The organism is Streptomyces sp. NBC_00122 (genome assembly GCF_045160845.1).
In the GTDB taxonomy this organism is placed as follows: domain Bacteria; phylum Actinomycetota; class Actinomycetes; order Streptomycetales; family Streptomycetaceae; genus Streptomyces.
The window spans coordinates 4,385,924-4,405,889 of the sequence record NZ_CP108191.1; the positions used below are offsets into that span (position 1 = coordinate 4,385,924).

The window sequence follows — 19,966 nt, forward strand, 5'->3', positions numbered from 1 at the left end:
GATGGCCCGGCGATACGACTGCAACGACGCGACGGACCGCAAGACGGGTCTGCGTGAAGCCGCATCCGCCGTGCGCCGCGGCGAGCTCGTCGTGCTGCCCACCGACACCCTGTACGGGATCGGCGCGGACGCCTTCAGCCCCGAGGCCGTCCATGACCTGCTCGCCGCCAAGGGCCGGGGCCGCGGCATGCCCACCCCTGTCCTCATCGGCTCCCCGAACACCCTGCACGGCCTGGTCACCGACTTCTCCGAGCAGGCCTGGGAGCTCGTCGACGCGTTCTGGCCGGGCGCGCTGACGCTGGTCGCCAAGCACCAGCCCTCGCTCGCGTGGGACCTCGGCGACACCCACGGCACCGTGGCCGTACGCATGCCCCTGCACCCCGTCGCGATCGAGTTGCTGACCGAGGTCGGCCCGATGGCGGTGTCCTCGGCCAACCTGTCCGGGCACCCGGCGCCGGAGGACTGCGACGCCGCGCGCGAGATGCTCGGGGACTCGGTGTCCGTGTACCTCGACGGCGGGCCGACCCCCGGCATCCAGCCGTCGTCGATCGTCGACGTCACCGGGAAGGTTCCCGTCCTGCTGCGGGAAGGGGCGCTCACCGCGGACCAGCTGCGGGAGGTCGTACCCGACCTCGAGGTCGCCCCGTGAGCCCTGAGGGGCGTGGCATAGCAACGGGGTACCTCCCAGCAGAGGCTGGGGGAGACACCTTCCGCATCCTCCACGTCAGCACCGGCAACGTGTGCCGCTCGCCCATCACCGAGCGGCTGACGCGGCATGCCCTCTCGCACCGGCTCGGTGGCCTCGCCCACGGGGACCTCATCGTGGAGAGTGCCGGCACCTGGGGCCACGAGGGCGCCCCCATGGAGGCGAACGCGGCCGCCGTGCTGGCCGACTTCGGGGCCGACGCCTCCGGGTTCACAGGGCGGGAGCTGCTGGACGAGCACGTCATACGCGCGGACCTGGTGCTGACCGCCACCCGCGACCACCGGGCCCAGGTCATCTCGATGGGGCATTCGGCGGGGCTGCGCACCTTCACGCTGAAGGAGTTCACCCGGCTGGTCCGGGCGATAGATCCGGCCACGCTGCCGCCGCTGGACGACGGCATGGCGGAGCGGGCGCGGGCGCTCGTACGGGCCGCCGCGGCCCTGCGGGGCTGGCTGCTGGCCCCGTCGCCGGACGCGGACGAGGTGTACGACCCGTACGGGGCGCCGATCACCTTCTTCCGCTCGATCGGCGACGAGATCAACCAGGCGCTGGACCCGGTGGTCACGGCCCTGACGGGCGTCACCGCGTCCCGCTGACCCCGCGGGGCCGACGGCGGTACCCGGGAGGACGGCCCGTCGCAGGGCACGATGCGCGGCCTCGGCCTACAGTGGCTGGTACCCGGTATCCCCTGGAGTCGCGCCATGAGCGTCATCACCCAACCCACGGACCTCCTGCGACGGCAGGACCCGCAGATGGCCGACGTGCTCGCGGGGGAGCGGCAGCGTCAGGCGAGCACGCTGCAGCTGATCGCCGCCGAGAACTTCACCTCGCCCGCCGTGCTTGCCGCGCTCGGGTCCACGCTCTCCAACAAGTACGCCGAGGGGTACCCCGGTGCCCGCTACCACGGCGGGTGCGAGTACGTCGACGTGGCCGAGCAGGTCGCCGTGGAGCGGGCCAAGGCGCTGTTCGCGGCCGAGCACGCCAACGTACAGCCGCACTCCGGCTCCTCCGCCGTCCTGGCCGCCTACGCCGCGCTGCTGCGGCCCGGGGACACGGTGCTGGCGATGGGGCTCCCGTACGGGGGCCACCTGACCCACGGCTCGCCCGCCAACTTCTCCGGCCGGTGGTTCGACTTCGTCGGGTACGGCGTCGACGCCGAGACGGGGCTCATCGACTACCAGCAGGTGCAGGACCTCGCCCGCGCGCACCGCCCCAAGGCGATCGTCTGCGGGTCCATCTCCTACCCGCGCCACCCCGAGTACTCCGCCTTCCGGGAGATCGCCGACGAGGTGGGGGCCTACCTGATCGCCGACGCCGCCCATCCGATCGGGCTGGTGGCCGGCGGGGCCGCGCCCAGCCCGGTCCCGTACGCCGACGTCGTCTGCGCGACCACGCACAAGGTGCTGCGCGGTCCGCGCGGCGGGATGCTCCTGTGCGGCTCCGAGTTGGCCGAGCGGATCGACCGGGCGGTGTTCCCCTTCACCCAGGGCGGCGCCCAGATGCACACCATCGCCGCCAAGGCCGTCGCCTTCGGGGAGGCCGCGGGTCCCGCCTTCACCACGTACGCCCACCGGGTCGTCGGCAACGCCAGGGCGCTGGCGGAGGCGCTGGAGGACCACGGCTTCACGCTCACCACCGGCGGGACCGACACCCACCTGATCACCGCGGACCCGGCACCGCTGGGAGTCGACGGCCCGACCGCGCGCGGCCGGCTGGCCGCCGCCGGGATCGTGCTCGACACCTGCGCCCTCCCGTACGGGGACCAGCGCGGCATCCGGCTGGGCACGGCCGCCGTGACCACCCAGGGGATGGGGGAGCCGGAGATGCTCCGCATCGCGGCACTGTTTGCCGCCGCGATCCACGGGGAAGCCGCGAAAACCCGTGCGGAGGTCAACGAGCTCACAATGGGATTTCCCCCGTACGGTGAGTAATCAGGACAAGAGGGACGTACTGCAACCGGGATACCGCCCCCTCGCGTCCTCGATGGTGGCGACATCACAGCTAATGTGTGGGGCTGAGATGGCCGGCGATACATCTGGGGCAGCCCGTGCGTGAATATCTGCTGACGCTTTGCGTCACGGTCGCGGTGACCTACCTGCTGACCGGGCCCGTGCGGAAGTTCGCGATCGCGGCCGGGGCCATGCCGGAGATCCGCGCGCGTGACGTGCACCGCGAGCCCACGCCGCGGCTGGGCGGCATCGCCATGTTCGGCGGACTGTGCGCGGGACTGCTGGTCGCGGACCACCTGCGCAACCTCAACGGCGTCTTCGAGCTGTCGAACGAACCGCGCGCGCTGCTCTCCGGCGCCGCCCTGATCTGGCTGGTCGGCGTACTCGACGACAAGTTCGAGCTCGACGCCCTGATCAAGCTCGGCGCGCAGATGATCTCCGCCGGCGTGATGGTCATGCAGGGTCTGACCATCCTGTGGATCCCCGTCCCGGGGATCGGCACGGTCCCGCTCACCCAGTGGCAGGGCAACCTGCTCACGGTGGCGCTCGTCGTGATCACCATCAACGCCGTGAACTTCGTGGACGGACTGGACGGCCTCGCCGCCGGCATGGTCTGCATCGCCGCCACCGCGCTGTTCCTCTACGCCTACCGGCTGTGGTTCGGCTACGGCATCGAACAAGCCGCGCCCGCGACCCTCTTCGCCGCGATCCTGATGGGGATGTGCCTGGGCTTCCTGCCGCACAACATGCACCCCGCCCGGATCTTCATGGGCGACTCCGGCTCGATGCTGATCGGCCTGGTGCTGGCCGCCTCCGCGATCTCCATCAGCGGGCAGGTGGACCCGGACGCGCTGGCCCTCTTCGCGGGCGGCGAGCGCAACGCGACGCACGCGATGCTCCCCGCCTACATCCCGCTGCTGCTGCCGCTGACCATCATCGCGATCCCGATGGCGGACCTGATCCTGGCCATCGTCCGGCGTACCTGGAAGGGCCAGTCGCCCTTCGCGGCCGACCGCGGGCACCTTCACCACCGGCTGCTGGAACTCGGGCATTCACACAGCCGCGCTGTGCTCATCATGTATTTCTGGTCGGGGCTGATCGCCTTCGGCACCGTGGCGTACTCGGTGAATTCCGCATCGATGTGGATCGTGCTGGCGATCGCCGCGCTCAGCGCGGTGGGCCTGATCCTGCTGCTCCTGCCGCGCTTCACCCCGCGTGCCCCGCGCTGGGCGCAGGGGCTGGTGCCGCCGCGCTACCGGCACTCCGTGCGGGCCGCCGAGGCCGCGGCGGAGGCCGCCGCCGCAGACGCCTCGGGAGCCGAGCCGGAACCCGTCAGGCCGATCGCCGCCGGTGTGTCAGGCGTCAACGGGGCGACCGCCATCGGCCCCCGTTCGCGCTTCCCCGAGCGGCGTAAGGCTGAATCTGCCCGCTGACGGCGCCGACGCATGTCGGACATGAACGCCCTTTACCAGACAAAGGGTTCTGCTGTCGCGCACACACGCGCAGGGTCACTCTCATGTGTGACAGTCAGCACACTCTGCAGGTAAAGCTCTCATCAAATAGTTTGTGATACCGTTCACTAAACCCGGCGACAGAGCCGAAGGACCGTAGTGCGACGGTCCATTGGCCCGAGGTTCCCTCTCGGACCGGGCTTACGCTCGTCCTGTACGAGTCCCGTGCCCCCACCACCACGCGGAGCAAACCGCCATGCGGTCAGATGACGTCCGATCCCTCCTTCAAGCTGCCGTACCCACTGCTGTCGCAGGCGCTGTAGCCGCCTTGATCAGCGGGCTGGTCGTCGGCAGCAAGGGCGCGGTCGGTGCCATCGTCGCGACGCTGGTAGTGATCCTGTTCATGGGCATCGGATTCGTCGTTCTGCAGCGCACGGCGAAATCACTCCCGCACCTTTTCCAGGCCATGGGGCTCATGCTCTATGCGACCCAGATCCTGCTGCTCTTCGTCTTTCTCGCCGCGTTCAAGAACACCACCCTGTTCAACCCCAGGGCCTTCGCGATCTCGCTCGTCGCCACCACCCTCGTGTGGATCGGTGCGCAGACGCGTGCTCACATGAAGGCCAAGATCCTTTACGTCGAACCGGACTCGATGAAGGGCGACAAGCCCGAAAATCCGGGGCCCAAGTCGTGAAGGGTAGGGTCGGGATAAGTGCGCCTACGGTGTCCTGCTATCGTCCGGTGCCAACTGCGGCACTGCGGGCGCGGGCATCTGAGCTGACGCCTGTCCCATCGCGAGGCTCGATGCCTGACTGCCGCCCCACCATCCGAAACACCAGTCCAGTGCCGAACCGCGGCTGCGCGCCGCGCCGACACAACGAGGTTGCCGTACCTATGCGCCACGCTGAAGGAGCCCGCGGTGAGTGCTGACCCGACGCAGGTGCTCGCTTTCGAGACCGACTGTCACATCTTCGACGGATGTGGCTTCCCCGGCCCGGGCCTGCACTCGTTCCTCTTCGAGCCGCTCTGGGGCGAGCCTGGCCTGACCAGCACGTACTTCAACAAGCCGATGCTGCTGGCCCTCCTGGGCTCCGTCATCATCGTGGGCTTCTTCTGGGCCGCCTTCGCCAAGCCGAAGGTCGTCCCCGGCAAGCTCCAGATGGTCGCCGAGGCCGGCTACGACTTCGTGCGCCGCGGCATCGTGTACGAGACGCTGGGCAAGAAGGAGGGCGAGAAGTACGTCCCCTTCATGGTCTCGCTGTTCTTCTTCGTCTGGGTCCTGAACCTCTGGTCGATCATTCCGGTGGCCCAGTTCCCGGTGACGGCGATCATCGCGTACCCCGCCGCCCTGGCTCTGATCGTGTACGCGATCTGGATGAGCGTCACGTTCAAGCGCCACGGCTTCGTCGGCGGCCTCAAGAACCTGACGGGCTACGACAAGAGCCTCGGCGGCGTGCTGCCGCTCGTCATGGTCATCGAGTTCTTCTCGAACGTCCTGGTGCGGCCCTTCACCCACGCGGTCCGACTGTTCGCGAACATGTTCGCCGGTCATACCCTGCTGCTGCTCTTCACGATCGCCAGCTGGTACCTGCTGAACGGCATCGGCATCGCCTACGCGGGTGTCTCGTTCGTGATGGTCATCGTGATGACCGCCTTCGAGCTCTTCATCCAGGCCGTCCAGGCGTACGTCTTCGTCCTCCTGGCCTGCAGCTACCTCCAGGGCGCGCTCGCCGAGCACCACTGAGCCAGGCCCGCCCCGCTCAGCCCCCCCGTATTCGTCCGGTGGCCAACCCCCACCGGTCCGTGAAAGAGAAGGAAGAACTGGCATGTCCCAGACCCTTGCCGCCGTCACCGGCTCCCTCAGCTCCGTTGGTTACGGTCTTTCGGCCATCGGCCCCGGCGTCGGCGTCGGCATCATCTTCGGTAACGGCACCCAGGCTCTCGCCCGCCAGCCCGAGGCTGCCGGCCTGATCCGCGCCAACCAGATCCTCGGCTTCGCCTTCTGTGAGGCGCTCGCCCTGATCGGTCTGGTCATGCCGTTCGTCTACCCGACCTCCTGATCCTCGGTCTCGACGAACAGCCCACTAGACGAAAGGCACTGATGTGAACCTCCTGGTTCTCGCGGCAGAGACGGAAAACCCGCTCTTCCCGCCGATCCCCGAGCTCGTCATCGGTCTGATCGCCTTCGTCATCGTCTTCGGTTTCCTCGCGAAGAAGCTCCTCCCGAACATCAACAAGGTTCTGGAAGAGCGCCGCGAGGCGATCGAGGGCGGTATCGAGAAGGCGGAAGCCGCTCAGACCGAGGCTCAGAGCGTGCTGGAGCAGTACAAGGCCCAGCTCGCCGAAGCCCGGCACGAGGCCGCGCGCCTGCGCCAGGAAGCGCTGGAGCAGGGCACTGCGCTGAAGGAAGAACTGCGCGCAGAGGGCCAGCGGCAGCGTGAGGAGATCATCGCTGCCGGTCACGCCCAGATCGCGGCAGACCGCAAGGCCGCCTCTCAGGCGCTGCGCCAGGACGTGGGCAAGCTCGCCACCGACCTGGCCGGCAAGCTCGTCGGCGAGTCCCTTGAGGACCACGCCCGGCAGAGCCGCACGATCGACCGCTTCCTCAGCGAGCTTGAGGAGAAGGCCGAGGCCGCCCGATGAACGGAGCGAGCCGCGAGGCACTGGCCTCCGCGCGCGAGCGTCTCGACGCGCTGACGGACAACACGTCCGTCGACGCGGCGAAGCTTGCCGGTGAGCTGGCTGCCGTCACCGCGCTGCTCGACCGTGAGGTCTCGCTGCGTCGGGTCATCACGGACCCGGCGCAGTCCGGCGAGGCCAAGGCCGAGCTCGTCGCCCGGCTGCTCGGCGGTCAGGTTGGCGGGGAAGCCCTCGACCTGGTGTCCGGCATGGCCCGGTCGCGCTGGTCGCAGTCCCGTGACCTGGTGGATTCGCTGGAGGAGCTGGCGGCCACCGCCGACCTCACGGCGGCCCAGCAGGCCGACGCGCTCGACAACGTCGAGGACGAGGTCTTCCGCTTCGGCCGGATCGTGTCCTCGAGCACCGAGCTGCGTTCCGCGCTGACCGACCGCGCGGCCACCGCCTCCGCCAAGAGCGAGCTGCTGCGCAGCCTGCTCGGCGGCAAGGTGAACGCCGTCACCGAGCGCCTGGTGATCCGTCTCGTCACGCAGCCGCGTGGACGTAGCCTGGAAGCGGGACTCGAGTCCCTTTCCACGCTCGCCGCCGAGCGCCGCAACCGCATGGTCGCCACCGTGACCAGCGCGGTTCTGCTCAGCGACGTGCAGAAGGCGCGTCTCGGCGCGGTGCTGGCCAAGCTGTACGGCCGCCAGATGCACCTGAACCTCGACGTGGACCCCGAGGTCCTCGGCGGGATCTCGGTGCGAGTCGGCGACGAGGTCATCGACGGCACCATCGCGGACCGCCTCGCCGAGGCGTCCCGCCGCATGGCCGGCTGACCAGCCACCAACAGAACAAAAGCATTCCTAGCGGCCCGGTTGGGCCGTGCAGAACTTGCAGAAGATTCCTGGGGGTCGCCCCCAGACCCCTAAGAAGCTTCAGGCCCAACAAGGAGAGCAGGGAACCCAGATGGCGGAGCTCACGATCCGGCCGGAGGAGATCCGGGACGCACTGGAGAACTTTGTCCAGTCGTACCAGCCGGACGCGGCCTCGCGCGAGGAGGTCGGAACGGTCAGCGTTGCCGGCGACGGCATCGCGAAGGTGGAGGGCCTGCCCTCCGCCATGGCGAACGAGCTGCTGAAGTTCGAGGACGGCACCCTCGGTCTCGCCCTCAACCTCGAGGAGCGCGAGATCGGTGCGGTCGTCCTCGGCGAGTTCAGCGGTATCGAGGAGGGCCAGCCGGTGCAGCGCACCGGTGAGGTGCTCTCCGTCGGCGTCGGCGAGGGCTACCTTGGCCGCGTCGTCGACCCGCTCGGCAACCCGATCGACGGTCTCGGCGAGATCGCGACCGAAGGCCGCCGCGCCCTCGAGCTGCAGGCCCCCGGCGTCATGGTCCGCAAGTCGGTCCACGAGCCGATGCAGACCGGCTACAAGGCCATCGACGCCATGGTGCCCGTCGGCCGCGGCCAGCGTCAGCTGATCATCGGTGACCGTCAGACGGGTAAGACCGCTCTGGCCGTCGACACGATCATCAACCAGCGCGACAACTGGCGCTCGGGCGACGTGAACAAGCAGGTCCGCTGCATCTACGTCGCCATCGGCCAGAAGGGCTCGACCATCGCGTCCGTTCGCGGCGCCCTGGAAGACGCCGGCGCGCTCGAGTACACGACGATCGTCGCCGCCCCGGCGTCCGACCCGGCCGGCTTCAAGTACCTGGCGCCGTACACCGGTTCCGCCATCGGCCAGCACTGGATGTACGCCGGCAAGCACGTCCTGATCATCTTCGACGACCTGTCGAAGCAGGCCGACGCCTACCGCGCCGTGTCGCTGCTGCTGCGCCGCCCGCCGGGCCGCGAGGCCTACCCGGGCGACGTCTTCTACCTGCACTCCCGTCTGCTGGAGCGCTGCGCGAAGCTGTCCGACGACATGGGTGCCGGTTCGATGACCGGTCTGCCGATCGTCGAGACCAAGGCGAACGACGTGTCGGCGTTCATCCCGACCAACGTCATCTCCATCACCGACGGCCAGTGCTTCCTGGAGTCCGACCTGTTCAACGCGGGCCAGCGCCCGGCGCTGAACGTCGGTATCTCGGTCTCCCGCGTCGGTGGCTCCGCCCAGCACAAGGCCATGAAGCAGGTTTCGGGCCGTCTGCGCCTGGACCTCGCCCAGTACCGTGAGCTCGAGGCGTTCGCCGCCTTCGGTTCCGACCTGGACGCCGCTTCGAAGGCTTCGCTGGAGCGCGGCAAGCGTCTGGTCGAGCTGCTGAAGCAGGGCCAGTACCAGCCGATGCCCGTCGAGGAGCAGGTCATCTCCGTCTGGGCCGGCACCACCGGCAAGATGGACGACGTCCCGGTCAACGACATCCGTCGCTTCGAGTCGGAGCTGCTGGAGCACCTGCGCCGCGAGCGCAAGGACCTCCTCACCTCCATCGCCGACGGCGGCAAGATGTCGGACGACACCCTGTCCTCCATCGCGGACGCCATCACCGGCTTCAAGCGTCAGTTCGAGACCTCGGACGGCAAGCTCCTGGGCGAGGACGCACCGGCCGTCAACGTCTCCAAGTGACGACGGAAGGGACCTGACTCATGGGAGCGCAGCTCCGGGTCTACAAGCGTCGCATCCGTGCCATCACGGCGACCAAGAAGATCACCAAGGCGATGGAGATGATCGCCGCCTCGCGCATCGTCAAGGCGCAGCGCAAGGTGGCGGCGTCGATGCCGTACGCGACCGAGCTCACCCGTGCGGTGACCGCGGTGGCGACCGGTTCGAACACCAAGCACGCCCTGACGACCGAGGTCGAGCAGCCGACCCGTGCCGCGATCCTGCTCATCACGAGCGACCGCGGTCTGGCCGGTGGCTACTCCTCGAACGCCATCAAGCAGGCGGAGCGGCTCACCGAGCGGCTGCGCGCTGAGGGCAAGGAGGTCGACACGTACATCGTCGGCCGCAAGGGTGTCGCCTACTTCGGGTTCCGCGAGCGCAAGGTCGCGGATTCGTGGACCGGCTTCACCGACAGCCCGGCCTACGCCGACGCCAAGCGCGTCGCCGGACCGCTGATCGAGGCCATCCAGCTGGACACGGCCGACGGCGGCGTCGACGAGCTGCACGTCGTCTTCACGGAATTCGTGTCGATGATGACGCAGAACGCGGTCGACGGCCGGATGCTGCCGCTCAGCCTCGAGAAGGCAGAGGAGGAGACCGGCGCGAAGGGCGAGATCCTTCCGCTGTTCGACTTCGAGCCGTCGGCGGAGGACGTCCTCGACGCCCTTCTGCCGCGCTACGTCGAGAGCCGCATCTACAACGCACTGCTGCAGTCGGCCGCTTCCGAGCACGCCGCCCGCCGCCGCGCGATGAAGTCGGCGACCGACAACGCCGGAGACCTCATCAAGAGCCTCTCCCGGCTTGCCAACGCGGCCCGCCAGGCCGAAATCACCCAGGAAATCAGCGAGATCGTCGGTGGCGCGAGCGCCATGGCTGACGCGACCGCGGGGAGTGACAAGTAATGACGACCACTGTTGAGACGGCCGCCGCCACGGGCCGCGTCGCCCGGGTCATCGGCCCGGTCGTCGACGTGGAGTTCCCCGTCGACGCCATGCCCGAGATCTACAACGCCCTCAAGGTCCAGGTCGCCGACCCGGCCGAGGACGGCAAGCTCAAGACCCTGACCCTTGAGGTCGCGCAGCACCTGGGTGACGGCCTCGTCCGTACCATCTCGATGCAGCCGACCGACGGTCTGGTCCGCCAGGCCCCGGTGACCGACACGGGCGAGGGCATCACCGTCCCCGTCGGCGACTTCACCAAGGGCAAGGTGTTCAACACCCTCGGTGAGGTGCTGAACTACCCGGAGGAGAACGCCAACGTCACCGAGCGCTGGCCGATCCACCGCAAGGCCCCTCGCTTCGACGAGCTCGAGTCGAAGACCGAGATGTTCGAGACCGGCGTCAAGGTCATCGACCTTCTCACCCCGTACGTCAAGGGTGGAAAGATCGGTCTGTTCGGTGGTGCCGGTGTCGGCAAGACCGTTCTGATCCAGGAAATGATCTACCGCGTCGCCAACAACCACGACGGTGTGTCGGTCTTCGCGGGCGTCGGTGAGCGTACCCGTGAGGGCAACGACCTCATCGAGGAAATGGCCGACTCGGGCGTCATCGACAAGACGGCCCTCGTCTTCGGCCAGATGGACGAGCCCCCGGGCACGCGTCTTCGCGTCGCGCTCGCCGGTCTGACCATGGCGGAGTACTTCCGCGATGTGCAGAAGCAGGACGTGCTCTTCTTCATCGACAACATCTTCCGTTACACCCAGGCCGGTTCGGAGGTGTCGACCCTTCTGGGCCGCATGCCGTCCGCCGTGGGTTACCAGCCGAACCTGGCTGACGAGATGGGTCTGCTGCAGGAGCGCATCACCTCGACCCGTGGTCACTCGATCACCTCGATGCAGGCGATCTACGTCCCCGCGGACGACCTGACCGACCCGGCGCCGGCCACCACCTTCGCCCACCTCGACGCGACGACGGTTCTCTCCCGTCCGATCTCCGAGAAGGGCATCTACCCGGCCGTGGACCCGCTGGACTCGACGTCCCGCATCCTCGACCCGCGGTACATCGCGGCGGACCACTACGCCACGGCGATGCGTGTCAAGGGGATCCTCCAGAAGTACAAGGACCTCCAGGACATCATCGCGATCCTCGGTATCGACGAGCTGGGCGAGGAGGACAAGCTCGTTGTCCACCGTGCCCGTCGCGTCGAGCGCTTCCTGTCGCAGAACACCCACGTGGCGAAGCAGTTCACCGGTGTGGACGGTTCGGACGTTCCGCTCGAAGAGTCGATCACCGCGTTCAACGCGATCTGCGACGGTGACTACGACCACTTCCCCGAGCAGGCGTTCTTCCTGTGCGGTGGCATCGAGGACCTGAAGGCCAACGCCAAGGAGCTGGGCGTCTCCTGATCCGGCGCGCTCCTCGCGGAGCGCTTCCGGCTCGAAGGATTCACGGAGAGGGGCGGGTGTGTCCCGTCCCTCTCCCCACGCCCATTAGAATTTGACCCAACACCCGGCTGACCCGCCGGGTGGTGACCCGAGGAGCCACCTTGGCTGCTGAGCTGCACGTCGAGCTGGTCGCGGCGGACCGCAATGTCTGGTCCGGCGAGGCCACCCTTGTTGTCGCCCGCACCACGTCCGGCGACATCGGCGTCATGCCCGGTCACCAGCCGCTTCTCGGTGTGCTGGAATCGGGCCCTGTGACCATCCGCACCAGTGGGGGCGACACTGTCGTCGCGGCGGTGCACGGCGGTTTCATCTCGTTCGCGGACAACAAGCTGTCCCTGCTGGCCGAGATCGCCGAGCTCGCGGACGAGATTGACGTCCAGCGTGCGGAGCGGGCACTGGAGCGCGCGAAGGCGGAGGCGGACGCCGCCGCCGAGCGTCGCGCGGATGTCCGGCTGCGCGCCGTAACGGGCTGAACACCCGTCGGAGTTTGAACCGCTGAGTACCGGAGGGTCACCCTCCGGGACACAGCAGACCTCAGCCGCGGTCCGTTCTGGAATTTTCCAGACCGGGTCGCGGCTGAGGCGATGTACGTCCGTCTTCGGACTTGTCCGTTGATGGGCACGGTCGTGTGCGGTATTTCGATGAGCGAGGAGGTCGGTGAAGATGCTCCTCGCTCTGCTTGTGAGCGGCCTGGTCGTAGCCCTGGTGGTGATCGGGCTGTTTGTCTTCGGGCTGCGCCGCAGACTCATCCAGCGTTCCGGCGGCACCTTCGACTGCAGCATGCGCTGGGGTGTGCCCGAGGAGACCGACACCTCGGGCAAGGGCTGGGTGTACGGGGTCGCGCGCTACAGCGGCGACCGGATCGAGTGGTTCCGCGTATTCAGCTACTCGCACCGCCCGCGCCGGCTGCTGGAGCGTTCCTCCATCGAGGTCGTCTCGCGCCGCGCCCCCGAGGGCGAGGAGGAGCTGGCCCTGCTCTCCGACGCCGTCGTGCTCGGCGCCCTCCACCGGGGGACCCGCCTGGAGCTGGCGATGAGCGAGGACGCGCTGACCGGTTTCCTCGCGTGGCTGGAGGCGGCGCCGCCCGGCCAGCGGGTGAACGTGGCCTGAGGCCTCACTGACGTGAAGAAGCCGGGGAGACGGGGGCGGACCCGTCTCCCCGGCTTCGGTCTTTACTGGAGTCCGGTGTGGATCGCGTTCGCGAGCTCACCGTTGGCGGTGTCGCCGCTGAACTCCCAGAAGAAGGCTCCCTTGAGGCCTTGGTTCTTGGCCCAGGTCATCTTCCCGGCGATGGTGGCGGGGGTGTCGTAGCTCCACCAGTTGCTGCCGCACTTGGCGTAGGCCGTGCCGGCGACCGTGCCGGTGGCCGGGCAGCTGCCCTTGAGCACCTTGTAGTCCTCGATGCCCTGCTCGTACGTGCCCTGCGCGGGCCCGGTCGCCGTGCCGCCGGGGGCGGCCTGCGTGACGCCGGTCCAGCCGCGGCCGTAGAAGCCGATGCCGAGGTTGAGCTTGGAGCCCGCGATGCCCTTGCCCTTGAGCTTGGTGATCGCGGCCTCGGAGTTGAAGCCGGCGATGGGGATGCCGGTGTACGAGGTGAGCGGGGAGTGCGGGGCGGTCGGGCCCTTGGCGTCCCACGCGCCGAAGAAGTCGTAGGTCATCACGTTGTAGAAGTCGACGTACTGTGCGGCGCCCGCGTAGTCGGCGAGGTCGAGCTTGCCGCCGTTGGAGCCGTCGGCGGAGATGGCCGCGGTGACCAGGCTGGAGCCGCCGAACTTGGCGCGCAGCGCGGACATCAGGTTCTTCAGGGCGGCGGCGCCGCTGGTGTCACAGGACAGGCCGCAGGCGTTCGGGTACTCCCAGTCGATGTCGATGCCGTCGAACACGTCGGCCCAGCGCGGGTCCTCGACCAGGCTGTAGCAGGACTGGGCGAAGGCGGCCGGGTTCGCCGCGGCCTGGCCGAAGCCGCCGGACCAGGTCCAGCCGCCGAAGGACCACAGCACCTTGATGTTCGGGTACTGCTTCTTCAGCTTGCGCAGCTGGTTGAAGTTGCCGCGCAGCGGCTGGTCCCAGGTGTCGGCGACGCCGTCGACGCTCTGGTCGGCGGTGTAGGCCTTGTCGTAGTCGGCGTAGGCGTCACCGATGGTGCACTGGCCGTTCTGGACGTTGCCGAACGCGTAGTTGATGTGGGTGATCTTCGCGGCGGAGCCGGAGGCCACCAGGTTCTTGACGTGGTAGTTGCGGCCGTAGACGCCCCACTCGGTGAAGTAGCCGAGTTTGACCTTGCCGCCCGGGTCCGGGGGAATGACGCCGCCGGTCGTCGTCACCGAGAGGGAGCCGGAGGAGGGGCCGGTCTGGTCGACGGTGTCGCGGGCGGTGACGCTGTACGAGTAGGTCGTGCCCTTGGTCAGGCCCGAGTCCGCGTAGGTGGTCCCGGTGACCGTGGCGATCTTGCTGGAGCCGCGGTAGACGTCGTAGTTCTTGACGCCCTTGTCGTCGGTGGCGGCGGACCAGCTCAGGGTCAGGGAGGTGTCGGCGACGTTGCTCGAGGTGGGGGTGCCGGGAGCGGTGGGGGGAGTGTCGCCGGGCTGGGTGCCGTCACAGGAGGTGCCGTTGACCTTGCAGCCGCCGGGGGAGCCGCTGCCGGTGCCGTTGAATCCGAAACTGGCGGTCGCGCCGGGTGCGAGGGTGCCGTTCCAGCCCACGTTCTTGCCGGTCCAGTGGGTGCCGGAGCTGGTGACGGTGGCGTCCCAGGCGGAGGTGACGGCGGTGCCGGCCGGGTAGTCCCACTCGACGGTCCACGAGGTGATCGTGGTGGTGCCGGTGTTCTTCACCGTCCACTTGCCCTCGAAGCCGGTGCCCCAGTCGGAGACCTTGGTGTACGTCGCGGTCGCCGAGGTGGCGGCCTGGGCGGGTCCTGCCAGCACGACGAGCCCGGTGACGGGCAGGGCGAGCGCGGCGACGATCGCCGCGACCCGGGTGAAGAACCGGGTGCGCCGGGTGCGGGGTGGGGATGCTGTGCTCAAGGGTGATCCTCCGTAGGTCCGTCGCGGTCGTGGGGCCGACTTCGACATGGGGGTGGGACCTGCGCCGCCCGTGAGCACGCTTTGTCATGGCACGCTCACCACAGTGTTCGTGAGGGTAGAAAGGTCTGGACCAACCGTCAAGAGGTCCAGACCGGTGCGGCATTCGGGGTTCTAGATCCCCAACTCCTGTGCCAGGACGGCCGCTTGGAGCCGACTGCGCAGCTCCAGCTTCCCCAGCAGCCTGCTGACGTGCGTCTTCGCCGTCGACTCCGCCATCTCCAGGCGTTCGGCGATCTCCGCGTTCGACCGGCCCTCGCCCAGAGCGCTCAGCACCTCCCGCTCCCGCCGGGTCAAGGAGGCCACGGCCGCCGTCGCCTCCGGGGACACCGGCGCCCGCGCCGGACGCGGCGCCGCGAACTCGGAGATCAGCCGCCTGGTCACCGCCGGGGCGATCAGTCCCTCCCCCCGCGCGACGGTCCGTACCGCCTCGATCAGCTCCGCGGCCTCCGCGTTCTTCAGGAGGAAGCCCGCGGCCCCCGCCCGCAGCGCCCCGAAGACGTACTCGTCGTGGTCGAAGGTGGTCAGCACCAGGACATCGGCCAGTCCCTCCGCGACCACCTCGCGGGTCGCGGACACCCCGTCGAGCTTCGGCATCTGCACGTCCATGAGGACGAGATCCGGCCGCAGCTCGCGCGCGAGGCGTACGGCCTCCTCCCCGTCGGCCGCCTCGCCCACCACCTCGATGCCGCCCGCGCTGCGCAGGATGAGCACCAGCCCGGCCCGGACCGCGCTCTGGTCCTCCGCCACCACCACCTTGATGGTCATGCTTCCACCGCCTTCTCTTCCGCGGGCAGTGTCGCCCGTACCCGCCACACCCCGTCGGCCCGGCCGGCCGTGAACTCCCCGCCCAGCAGCTCCGTCCGCTCCCGCATGCCGATCAGCCCGGCCCCGGAGCCGGGCGCGCGCGGACCTGGCCGGTCCCCGTACGGGGAGTCCACGGTCACGGTCAGCATCCCGGCCGCGCGGGCCACGCGGACCGTGACCGTGCCCGGGGAGGCGTGCTTGAGGGCATTGGTCAGCGACTCCTGGAGGATCCGGTAGGCGGCCAGCTCCACCGGGGCCGCCGTCGGCTCCCCGGGCGGCCGGTCGTCGTGCAGTACGAAGTCCAGCCCGCTCGCCGAGCCGTTGGTCCGGGCCTGCCCCACCAGGGCGTCCAGACCGTCCAGCGTCGGTACGGCGACCGGCTCGCGCTCCGCCCCGGCGTCCCGCAGCAGCCCGATCAGCCGGCGCATCTCGGCCAGGCCCTGGACGCTGTTCTCCCGGATCACCCCGAGGGCGTCACGGCTGGTCTCGGCCTTGTCGATGGACAGCGCGGCGGTGGAGTGGATGGCGATGGCGGAGAGGTGGTTGGCCACCATGTCGTGCAGCTCCCGCGCCATCCGGGCGCGCTCGGCGACGACCGCCTGCGTACGGTCCATCTCGGCCAGCAGCGCGGTCTGCTCGGCGCGCAGCCGGGCCGCCACCGCGGCCTCCCGGTGGTTGCGCAGGGTGGCGCCGGTCAGTGCCGGGCCGAAACTGACGAGGCCGGTGACCACGCCGATCAGCAGCGCCTCGGGGGTGCGCAGCCACGCCAGGGCGGCGATGGTGACGGCCACGGTGACCAGGCCGGTGCTGACCGGGAGCCGCCGGGCCGTGACGGGTTTCCCGTAGACGACGGCGGCGTACATCAGGTCGGTGAAGATCAGGACGGTCGCGAGGCTGCCGACCGTGAACTCGTTGGCGATCACGCCGAGCGTGCCGACGGCCAGGGCCGCCGCCGGCCTGGAGCGGCGCAGCAGCTCCATCCCGCCGAGGATCACCAGGGGTACCAGGGCGGCCCAGGCGGGCAGGAAGTCCCGGCCGGCGCTGCTGTAGACGCCCAGTGACCACATCGCCAGGCCGGCGAGCACGCCGACCACGGCGAGGAGGACGTCGTGTCGGTGGGGGCGCAGGCTCTTCTCGGTCACGGTCCCATCCAACAGGGTGGGCGGGGCGCGGGCCTCGGCGGAGAGGCCGAGTTGTCGGTACATCGAAGGATGCAGTCACACGTCGTCACTGGCGACGACGTACCGGGCCGGTCCGGACGGGAGGCTGGGAGTACGTCGCACCACCCGAGAGGAACGGAGAGTCCCGTGATCGTCGCGCTGATCATCGCCTGTGAGGTCGGCTTCTGGGTGCTGCTGGCCGCCGGACTGGCCCTGCGCTACCTCGCGAAGATGCCCGGGGTGGGCGCGGCAGTCCTGCTGTGCGAGCCGCTGATGGAGCTGATCCTGCTGGTCGTCACCACGGTCGATCTCAAGAACGGCGCCGAGCCGGACTGGAAGCACGGCCTCGCCGCGCTGTACATCGGCTACACCGTCGCCTACGGCCACTACACGATCAAGTGGCTGGACGGCCACGCCGCGCACCGGCTGGCCGGAGGGCCCAAGCCGGCCGGACCCGGGTACGGGAAGGCGAGGACCGTCCACGAGTGGCGGCTGTGGGTCCGTACCGTCATCGCCGCCGCTGTTGCGCTCGGCCTGCTCCAGGTGGCGATCTGGTACGTCGGCGACGCGGGCGACGTCAGCTCGCTCAAGGCGTGGCAGTTCGGCGCCCTGCGGGCGGTCGTCATCCACGGCCTGATCGCCGTCGCGTACACGATCTGGCCGAAGAAGGCCCCGCAGGGCGGCGTCGCGGCGGAGCCGAGGGTCTAAGCGCAATGCCGTTGCTTTATGGCGGTTGGATCACGATGGCGTCGTGTGAGGGCCGGGTTGGCTGGGGCCAGTCGCGGTGGCGACTGGCCTTGGCCTTGTAGTTCGACATCTTGCGTTTGACGACCCGGGGCTGGCTGCGCAGTCGCCTCGGGGGCAGGAGCCGCTCGGTGACCTCGGCGCGGAAATGCCGCCAGGCCCTGTGCAGGTGGTCAGGGGGAAAAAGAGCCGGGCAGGATGGTCACGGTGCGGCGGGCCGCCCGCAGGGCGGTGGTGAAGGAGAGCCGGTCGCAGTCGACCGGCTCGGGACTACCGGCCGCCGCTTCGGCCATCAGTGCGCGCAGGGCGTGGTGCACCAGCAGGTGGGCATAGATCTCCTGGCGGACGCCGGTGGGGGTCTTGCTGGCCAGGACAACGGTCTTGGCGCCGCGCTGATGGGTCTTGATCTCGTCCAGGACGCTCTCGCACTCCCAGCGTTGCGGGTAGAGCGCGGCCAGGTCGGCGGCCGGGGCCCGGACCGGGTCCAGGACCGAGGTCAGCAGCACGTACTGGTCCTCGCCGGGTCGTCCCGGGTCGTCCAGGCGGTAGCGGATCACGCGGACCGCCACCGGCTCGCGGCCGGCCTTCTTGTCGTCTCCGGCCTGGATCACGGTGAGCCAGGACCCGTCGGGCAGTGTTTGCAGGACGGGCAGGCGGCGGTTGGTCTTGGCGCGGAAGCACAGGTCAGCGCCGCTGCTGGTCAGGGCTCGCCATAACCGGGTCGAGGGCAGGTTGCGGTCGCCCAGGACGAGCATGTCCTCGGTCAGTGAGCGTTCCAGGTCCTCGGCGAGGCGGACCTCGCCGTCATGCCAGCCGCCGAGCACCGCATCGACGACGGCGTGGGTGCCGCATTCGACCAGAGCGACGACCTGGACCTGCGGATATCCGCCGGTGCCTTCCCCGCGGCCGGTCCCAGGGCGGCCGAACTCAGCGGCGTTCGCCGCACTGTCGGCGACATCGAAACGGGTGCCGTCGATGGCCATCAGCCGCCAGCCCCTCCAGAACACCCCGGGCATCGCGGGCGTGCCCAGCGGTCGGGCGCATCTGTCGAACAGCGCGGCCATCGGTTCGACCCCGAGCCGTCCACGCGCCCGGAAGATGGCAGCCTTGCTCGGTGGATGCCACGACCCCCACAGCCCCGCCCACCGCAGGCCCTCAGCAAGGTGCCGCATGACCTCCAGATACGGCGCGGGCGAGAACAATGCCATCGCCAGCAGGAAGTACACCACCAGCCGGGCCGGCAACAGCCGCCGACGCTTCTCCGTCCGGTCGCACTGGGCCACGACCTCGTCCACCAGCCACGGCGGATACATCCGGGTCAGCACACCCACCCCGGCCAGATCCGGCAGAGACGACGCCATGCCACCACCCCCGATGACGTCGTCTCACCGATCCAGATCAATGTCAACGGCATTGGGTCTAAGCGGCCTCGGGGAAGTGGGGCACGTCCAACGCACCCCACTTCCCCGAGACCGCTTAGCGGTCGCCGCCTGGCACCCACAGCACGTCGCCGACCTCCTTGTTGGCCGTACGGGCCAGGATGAACAGGAGGTCGGAGAGGCGGTTCAGGTAGGTGGCGGTCAGCGGATTCATGACCTCGCCGTGCACCTCCAGCGCCGCCCACGTCGAGCGCTCGGCGCGCCGGACGACGGTGCAGGCCTGGTGCAGCAGGGCCGCGCCCGGGGTGCCGCCGGGGAGGATGAAGCTGCGCAGCTTCTCCAGCTGCTCGTTGAAGGCGTCGCAGTCCGCCTCCAGCTTGTCCACGTAGAACTGCTCCACCCGCAGCGGCGGGTACTGCGGGTTCTCCACCACCGGGGTGCACAGGTCCGCGCCGACGTCGAACAGGTCGTTCTGCACCCGGACCAGGACCTTCACCACGTCCTGCGGCAGGCCTCCGAGGGCGATCGCCGTCCCGATGGCCGCGTTGGCCTCGTTGGCGTCGGCGTACGCGGAGATCCGCAGGTCGGTCTTGGCCGTGCGGCTCATGTCGCCCAGGGCGGTCGTGCCCTTGTCGCCGGTACGGGTGTAGATGCGCGTGAGGTTCACCATGCGGCCAGCGTAGTGACGCCCGCCGGAGAATCGCACGCGGAGCCGTCTGTGAGCCCGGTACCGTCCGCGGGCAGCCCGAAAGGGGCAGAGGAGGGTGAAGAGGTGACAGTTTGACCGACATGTTCGGAATCTGACAGTGGGCCGAACCGGCCGGGCGGGTCGACGTCCTGGTGAGGTTCCCGGGCTCGCGTCACGCGGGGGAACCGCGCGCGCCTGACGGTCGAACAGACCGCCGGCGCCGCGCGAGGTCGGGCGACTGCGGTCGATCGAGGAGCGGTTGGGGGACCGGCGGACGACTGACCCGTCCCGGTGTGATGTCCGTCATCTGAGACGTGACGCGTGTTACTTCGAGGTCACACCGCACCGCCCGGACGCTAGTCTCCGCCGGAGGGGCCAGGAGTCCGGGCCGTTTCGAGGCCG

Annotated in this window: 20 protein-coding genes; 15 read left to right on the plus strand and 5 right to left on the minus strand. The window is 69.3% G+C overall.

What is annotated here, in order from left to right; all coding sequences use genetic code 11:
• Position 1 precedes the first annotated feature (1 nt).
• The 14 genes from OG737_RS20970 (at position 2) to OG737_RS21035 (ending at position 12,816) form a co-directional block, all read left to right on the plus strand.
• Positions 2-649 (plus strand): L-threonylcarbamoyladenylate synthase, encoded by a 648-nt coding sequence (locus OG737_RS20970; protein WP_301366446.1) that lies wholly within the window; start codon positions 2-4, stop codon positions 647-649.
• Positions 646-1,302, plus strand: coding sequence for a protein-tyrosine-phosphatase (locus OG737_RS20975; RefSeq protein WP_328927676.1), 657 nt, complete (start codon positions 646-648; stop codon positions 1,300-1,302). Before OG737_RS20970 ends, OG737_RS20975 begins: the two co-directional genes overlap by 4 nt.
• 105 nt (positions 1,303-1,407) lie before the next feature.
• Entirely contained in the window at positions 1,408-2,637 is a 1,230-nt protein-coding gene (glyA, locus tag OG737_RS20980) for a serine hydroxymethyltransferase (protein ID WP_328927677.1), read from the plus strand.
• 116 nt (positions 2,638-2,753) lie between these two features.
• Complete coding sequence (locus tag OG737_RS20985; RefSeq protein WP_328927678.1) at positions 2,754-4,088, plus strand: MraY family glycosyltransferase; 1,335 nt, start codon at positions 2,754-2,756, stop codon at positions 4,086-4,088.
• 274 nt (positions 4,089-4,362) lie between these two features.
• Entirely contained in the window at positions 4,363-4,800 is a 438-nt protein-coding gene (locus OG737_RS20990) for a hypothetical protein (RefSeq protein WP_328927679.1), read from the plus strand.
• Positions 4,801-5,010: 210 nt separating this feature from the next.
• Positions 5,011-5,850, plus strand: coding sequence for a F0F1 ATP synthase subunit A (atpB, locus tag OG737_RS20995; protein WP_328930422.1), 840 nt, complete (start codon positions 5,011-5,013; stop codon positions 5,848-5,850).
• An 82-nt stretch (positions 5,851-5,932) separates the two neighbouring features.
• The gene (locus OG737_RS21000; protein WP_072483720.1) at positions 5,933-6,166 is read left to right on the plus strand and encodes a F0F1 ATP synthase subunit C; all 234 of its coding nucleotides are present in this window, start codon (positions 5,933-5,935) and stop codon (positions 6,164-6,166) included.
• 43 nt (positions 6,167-6,209) lie between these two features.
• Complete coding sequence (locus OG737_RS21005; RefSeq protein WP_328927680.1) at positions 6,210-6,749, plus strand: F0F1 ATP synthase subunit B; 540 nt, start codon at positions 6,210-6,212, stop codon at positions 6,747-6,749.
• Positions 6,746-7,561, plus strand: a complete 816-nt coding sequence (locus tag OG737_RS21010) for a F0F1 ATP synthase subunit delta (protein WP_405921859.1) — start codon at positions 6,746-6,748, stop codon at positions 7,559-7,561. Before OG737_RS21005 ends, OG737_RS21010 begins: the two co-directional genes overlap by 4 nt.
• 130 nt (positions 7,562-7,691) lie before the next feature.
• Positions 7,692-9,287 (plus strand): F0F1 ATP synthase subunit alpha, encoded by a 1,596-nt coding sequence (gene atpA, locus OG737_RS21015; RefSeq protein WP_328927682.1) that lies wholly within the window; start codon positions 7,692-7,694, stop codon positions 9,285-9,287.
• A gap of 20 nt (positions 9,288-9,307) precedes the next feature.
• Positions 9,308-10,225, plus strand: coding sequence for a F0F1 ATP synthase subunit gamma (locus tag OG737_RS21020; RefSeq protein WP_405921860.1), 918 nt, complete (start codon positions 9,308-9,310; stop codon positions 10,223-10,225).
• Positions 10,225-11,667, plus strand: a complete 1,443-nt coding sequence (atpD, locus tag OG737_RS21025) for a F0F1 ATP synthase subunit beta (protein ID WP_030708152.1) — start codon at positions 10,225-10,227, stop codon at positions 11,665-11,667. The genes OG737_RS21020 and atpD overlap by 1 nt, the downstream gene beginning before the upstream one ends.
• Before the next feature lie 140 nt (positions 11,668-11,807).
• A complete protein-coding gene (locus OG737_RS21030; RefSeq protein ID WP_328927684.1) occupies positions 11,808-12,179 on the plus strand; it encodes a F0F1 ATP synthase subunit epsilon in 372 nt (123 codons plus the stop codon).
• A 190-nt stretch (positions 12,180-12,369) separates the two neighbouring features.
• A complete protein-coding gene (locus OG737_RS21035) occupies positions 12,370-12,816 on the plus strand; it encodes a DUF2550 domain-containing protein (protein ID WP_328927685.1) in 447 nt (148 codons plus the stop codon).
• 62 nt (positions 12,817-12,878) lie between these two features.
• Here the strand turns inward: OG737_RS21035 and OG737_RS21040 are convergent, their stop codons facing one another.
• The 3 genes from OG737_RS21040 to OG737_RS21050 form a co-directional block, all read right to left on the minus strand.
• A complete protein-coding gene (locus OG737_RS21040) occupies positions 12,879-14,777 on the minus strand; it encodes a glycoside hydrolase family 18 chitinase (RefSeq protein WP_328927686.1) in 1,899 nt (632 codons plus the stop codon).
• Between the two features lie 123 nt (positions 14,778-14,900).
• Positions 14,901-15,554, minus strand: a complete 654-nt coding sequence (locus OG737_RS21045) for a response regulator (protein ID WP_405921861.1) — start codon at positions 15,552-15,554, stop codon at positions 14,901-14,903.
• Positions 15,551-16,660, minus strand: a complete 1,110-nt coding sequence (locus OG737_RS21050; RefSeq protein WP_405681354.1) for a sensor histidine kinase — start codon at positions 16,658-16,660, stop codon at positions 15,551-15,553. Before OG737_RS21050 ends, OG737_RS21045 begins: the two co-directional genes overlap by 4 nt.
• A 240-nt stretch (positions 16,661-16,900) precedes the next feature.
• On the opposite strand from OG737_RS21050, the gene OG737_RS21055 reads away from it, so the two are divergent.
• Positions 16,901-17,461, plus strand: coding sequence for a hypothetical protein (locus OG737_RS21055; RefSeq protein WP_328927688.1), 561 nt, complete (start codon positions 16,901-16,903; stop codon positions 17,459-17,461).
• A gap of 209 nt (positions 17,462-17,670) precedes the next feature.
• On the opposite strand, the gene OG737_RS21060 is transcribed toward OG737_RS21055, so the two are convergent.
• Both OG737_RS21060 and OG737_RS21065 read right to left on the minus strand, forming a co-directional pair.
• A complete protein-coding gene (locus OG737_RS21060) occupies positions 17,671-18,858 on the minus strand; it encodes an IS4 family transposase (RefSeq protein ID WP_328926695.1) in 1,188 nt (395 codons plus the stop codon).
• 115 nt (positions 18,859-18,973) lie between these two features.
• Positions 18,974-19,546, minus strand: a complete 573-nt coding sequence (locus OG737_RS21065; RefSeq protein WP_328927689.1) for a cob(I)yrinic acid a,c-diamide adenosyltransferase — start codon at positions 19,544-19,546, stop codon at positions 18,974-18,976.
• Between the last annotated feature and the right edge of the window lie 420 nt (positions 19,547-19,966).

Coding starts and splice junctions, on each gene's coding strand:
- OG737_RS21060 (WP_328926695.1), bottom strand. CDS start 18,858: ATGGCGTCGTCTCTGCCGGATCTGGCCGGGGTGGGTGTGCTGACCCGG.
- OG737_RS21045 (WP_405921861.1), bottom strand. CDS start 15,554: ATGACCATCAAGGTGGTGGTGGCGGAGGACCAGAGCGCGGTCCGGGCC.
- OG737_RS20990 (WP_328927679.1), top strand. CDS start 4,363: ATGCGGTCAGATGACGTCCGATCCCTCCTTCAAGCTGCCGTACCCACT.
- OG737_RS21050 (WP_405681354.1), bottom strand. CDS start 16,660: ATGTGGTCACTGGGCGTCTACAGCAGCGCCGGCCGGGACTTCCTGCCC.
- OG737_RS21000 (WP_072483720.1), top strand. CDS start 5,933: ATGTCCCAGACCCTTGCCGCCGTCACCGGCTCCCTCAGCTCCGTTGGT.
- glyA (WP_328927677.1), top strand. CDS start 1,408: ATGAGCGTCATCACCCAACCCACGGACCTCCTGCGACGGCAGGACCCG.
- OG737_RS20970 (WP_301366446.1), top strand. CDS start 2: ATGGCCCGGCGATACGACTGCAACGACGCGACGGACCGCAAGACGGGT.
- OG737_RS21010 (WP_405921859.1), top strand. CDS start 6,746: ATGAACGGAGCGAGCCGCGAGGCACTGGCCTCCGCGCGCGAGCGTCTC.
- atpD (WP_030708152.1), top strand. CDS start 10,225: ATGACGACCACTGTTGAGACGGCCGCCGCCACGGGCCGCGTCGCCCGG.
- atpA (WP_328927682.1), top strand. CDS start 7,692: ATGGCGGAGCTCACGATCCGGCCGGAGGAGATCCGGGACGCACTGGAG.
- OG737_RS21020 (WP_405921860.1), top strand. CDS start 9,308: ATGGGAGCGCAGCTCCGGGTCTACAAGCGTCGCATCCGTGCCATCACG.
- OG737_RS21040 (WP_328927686.1), bottom strand. CDS start 14,777: ATGTCGAAGTCGGCCCCACGACCGCGACGGACCTACGGAGGATCACCC.
- OG737_RS21065 (WP_328927689.1), bottom strand. CDS start 19,546: ATGGTGAACCTCACGCGCATCTACACCCGTACCGGCGACAAGGGCACG.
- OG737_RS21035 (WP_328927685.1), top strand. CDS start 12,370: ATGCTCCTCGCTCTGCTTGTGAGCGGCCTGGTCGTAGCCCTGGTGGTG.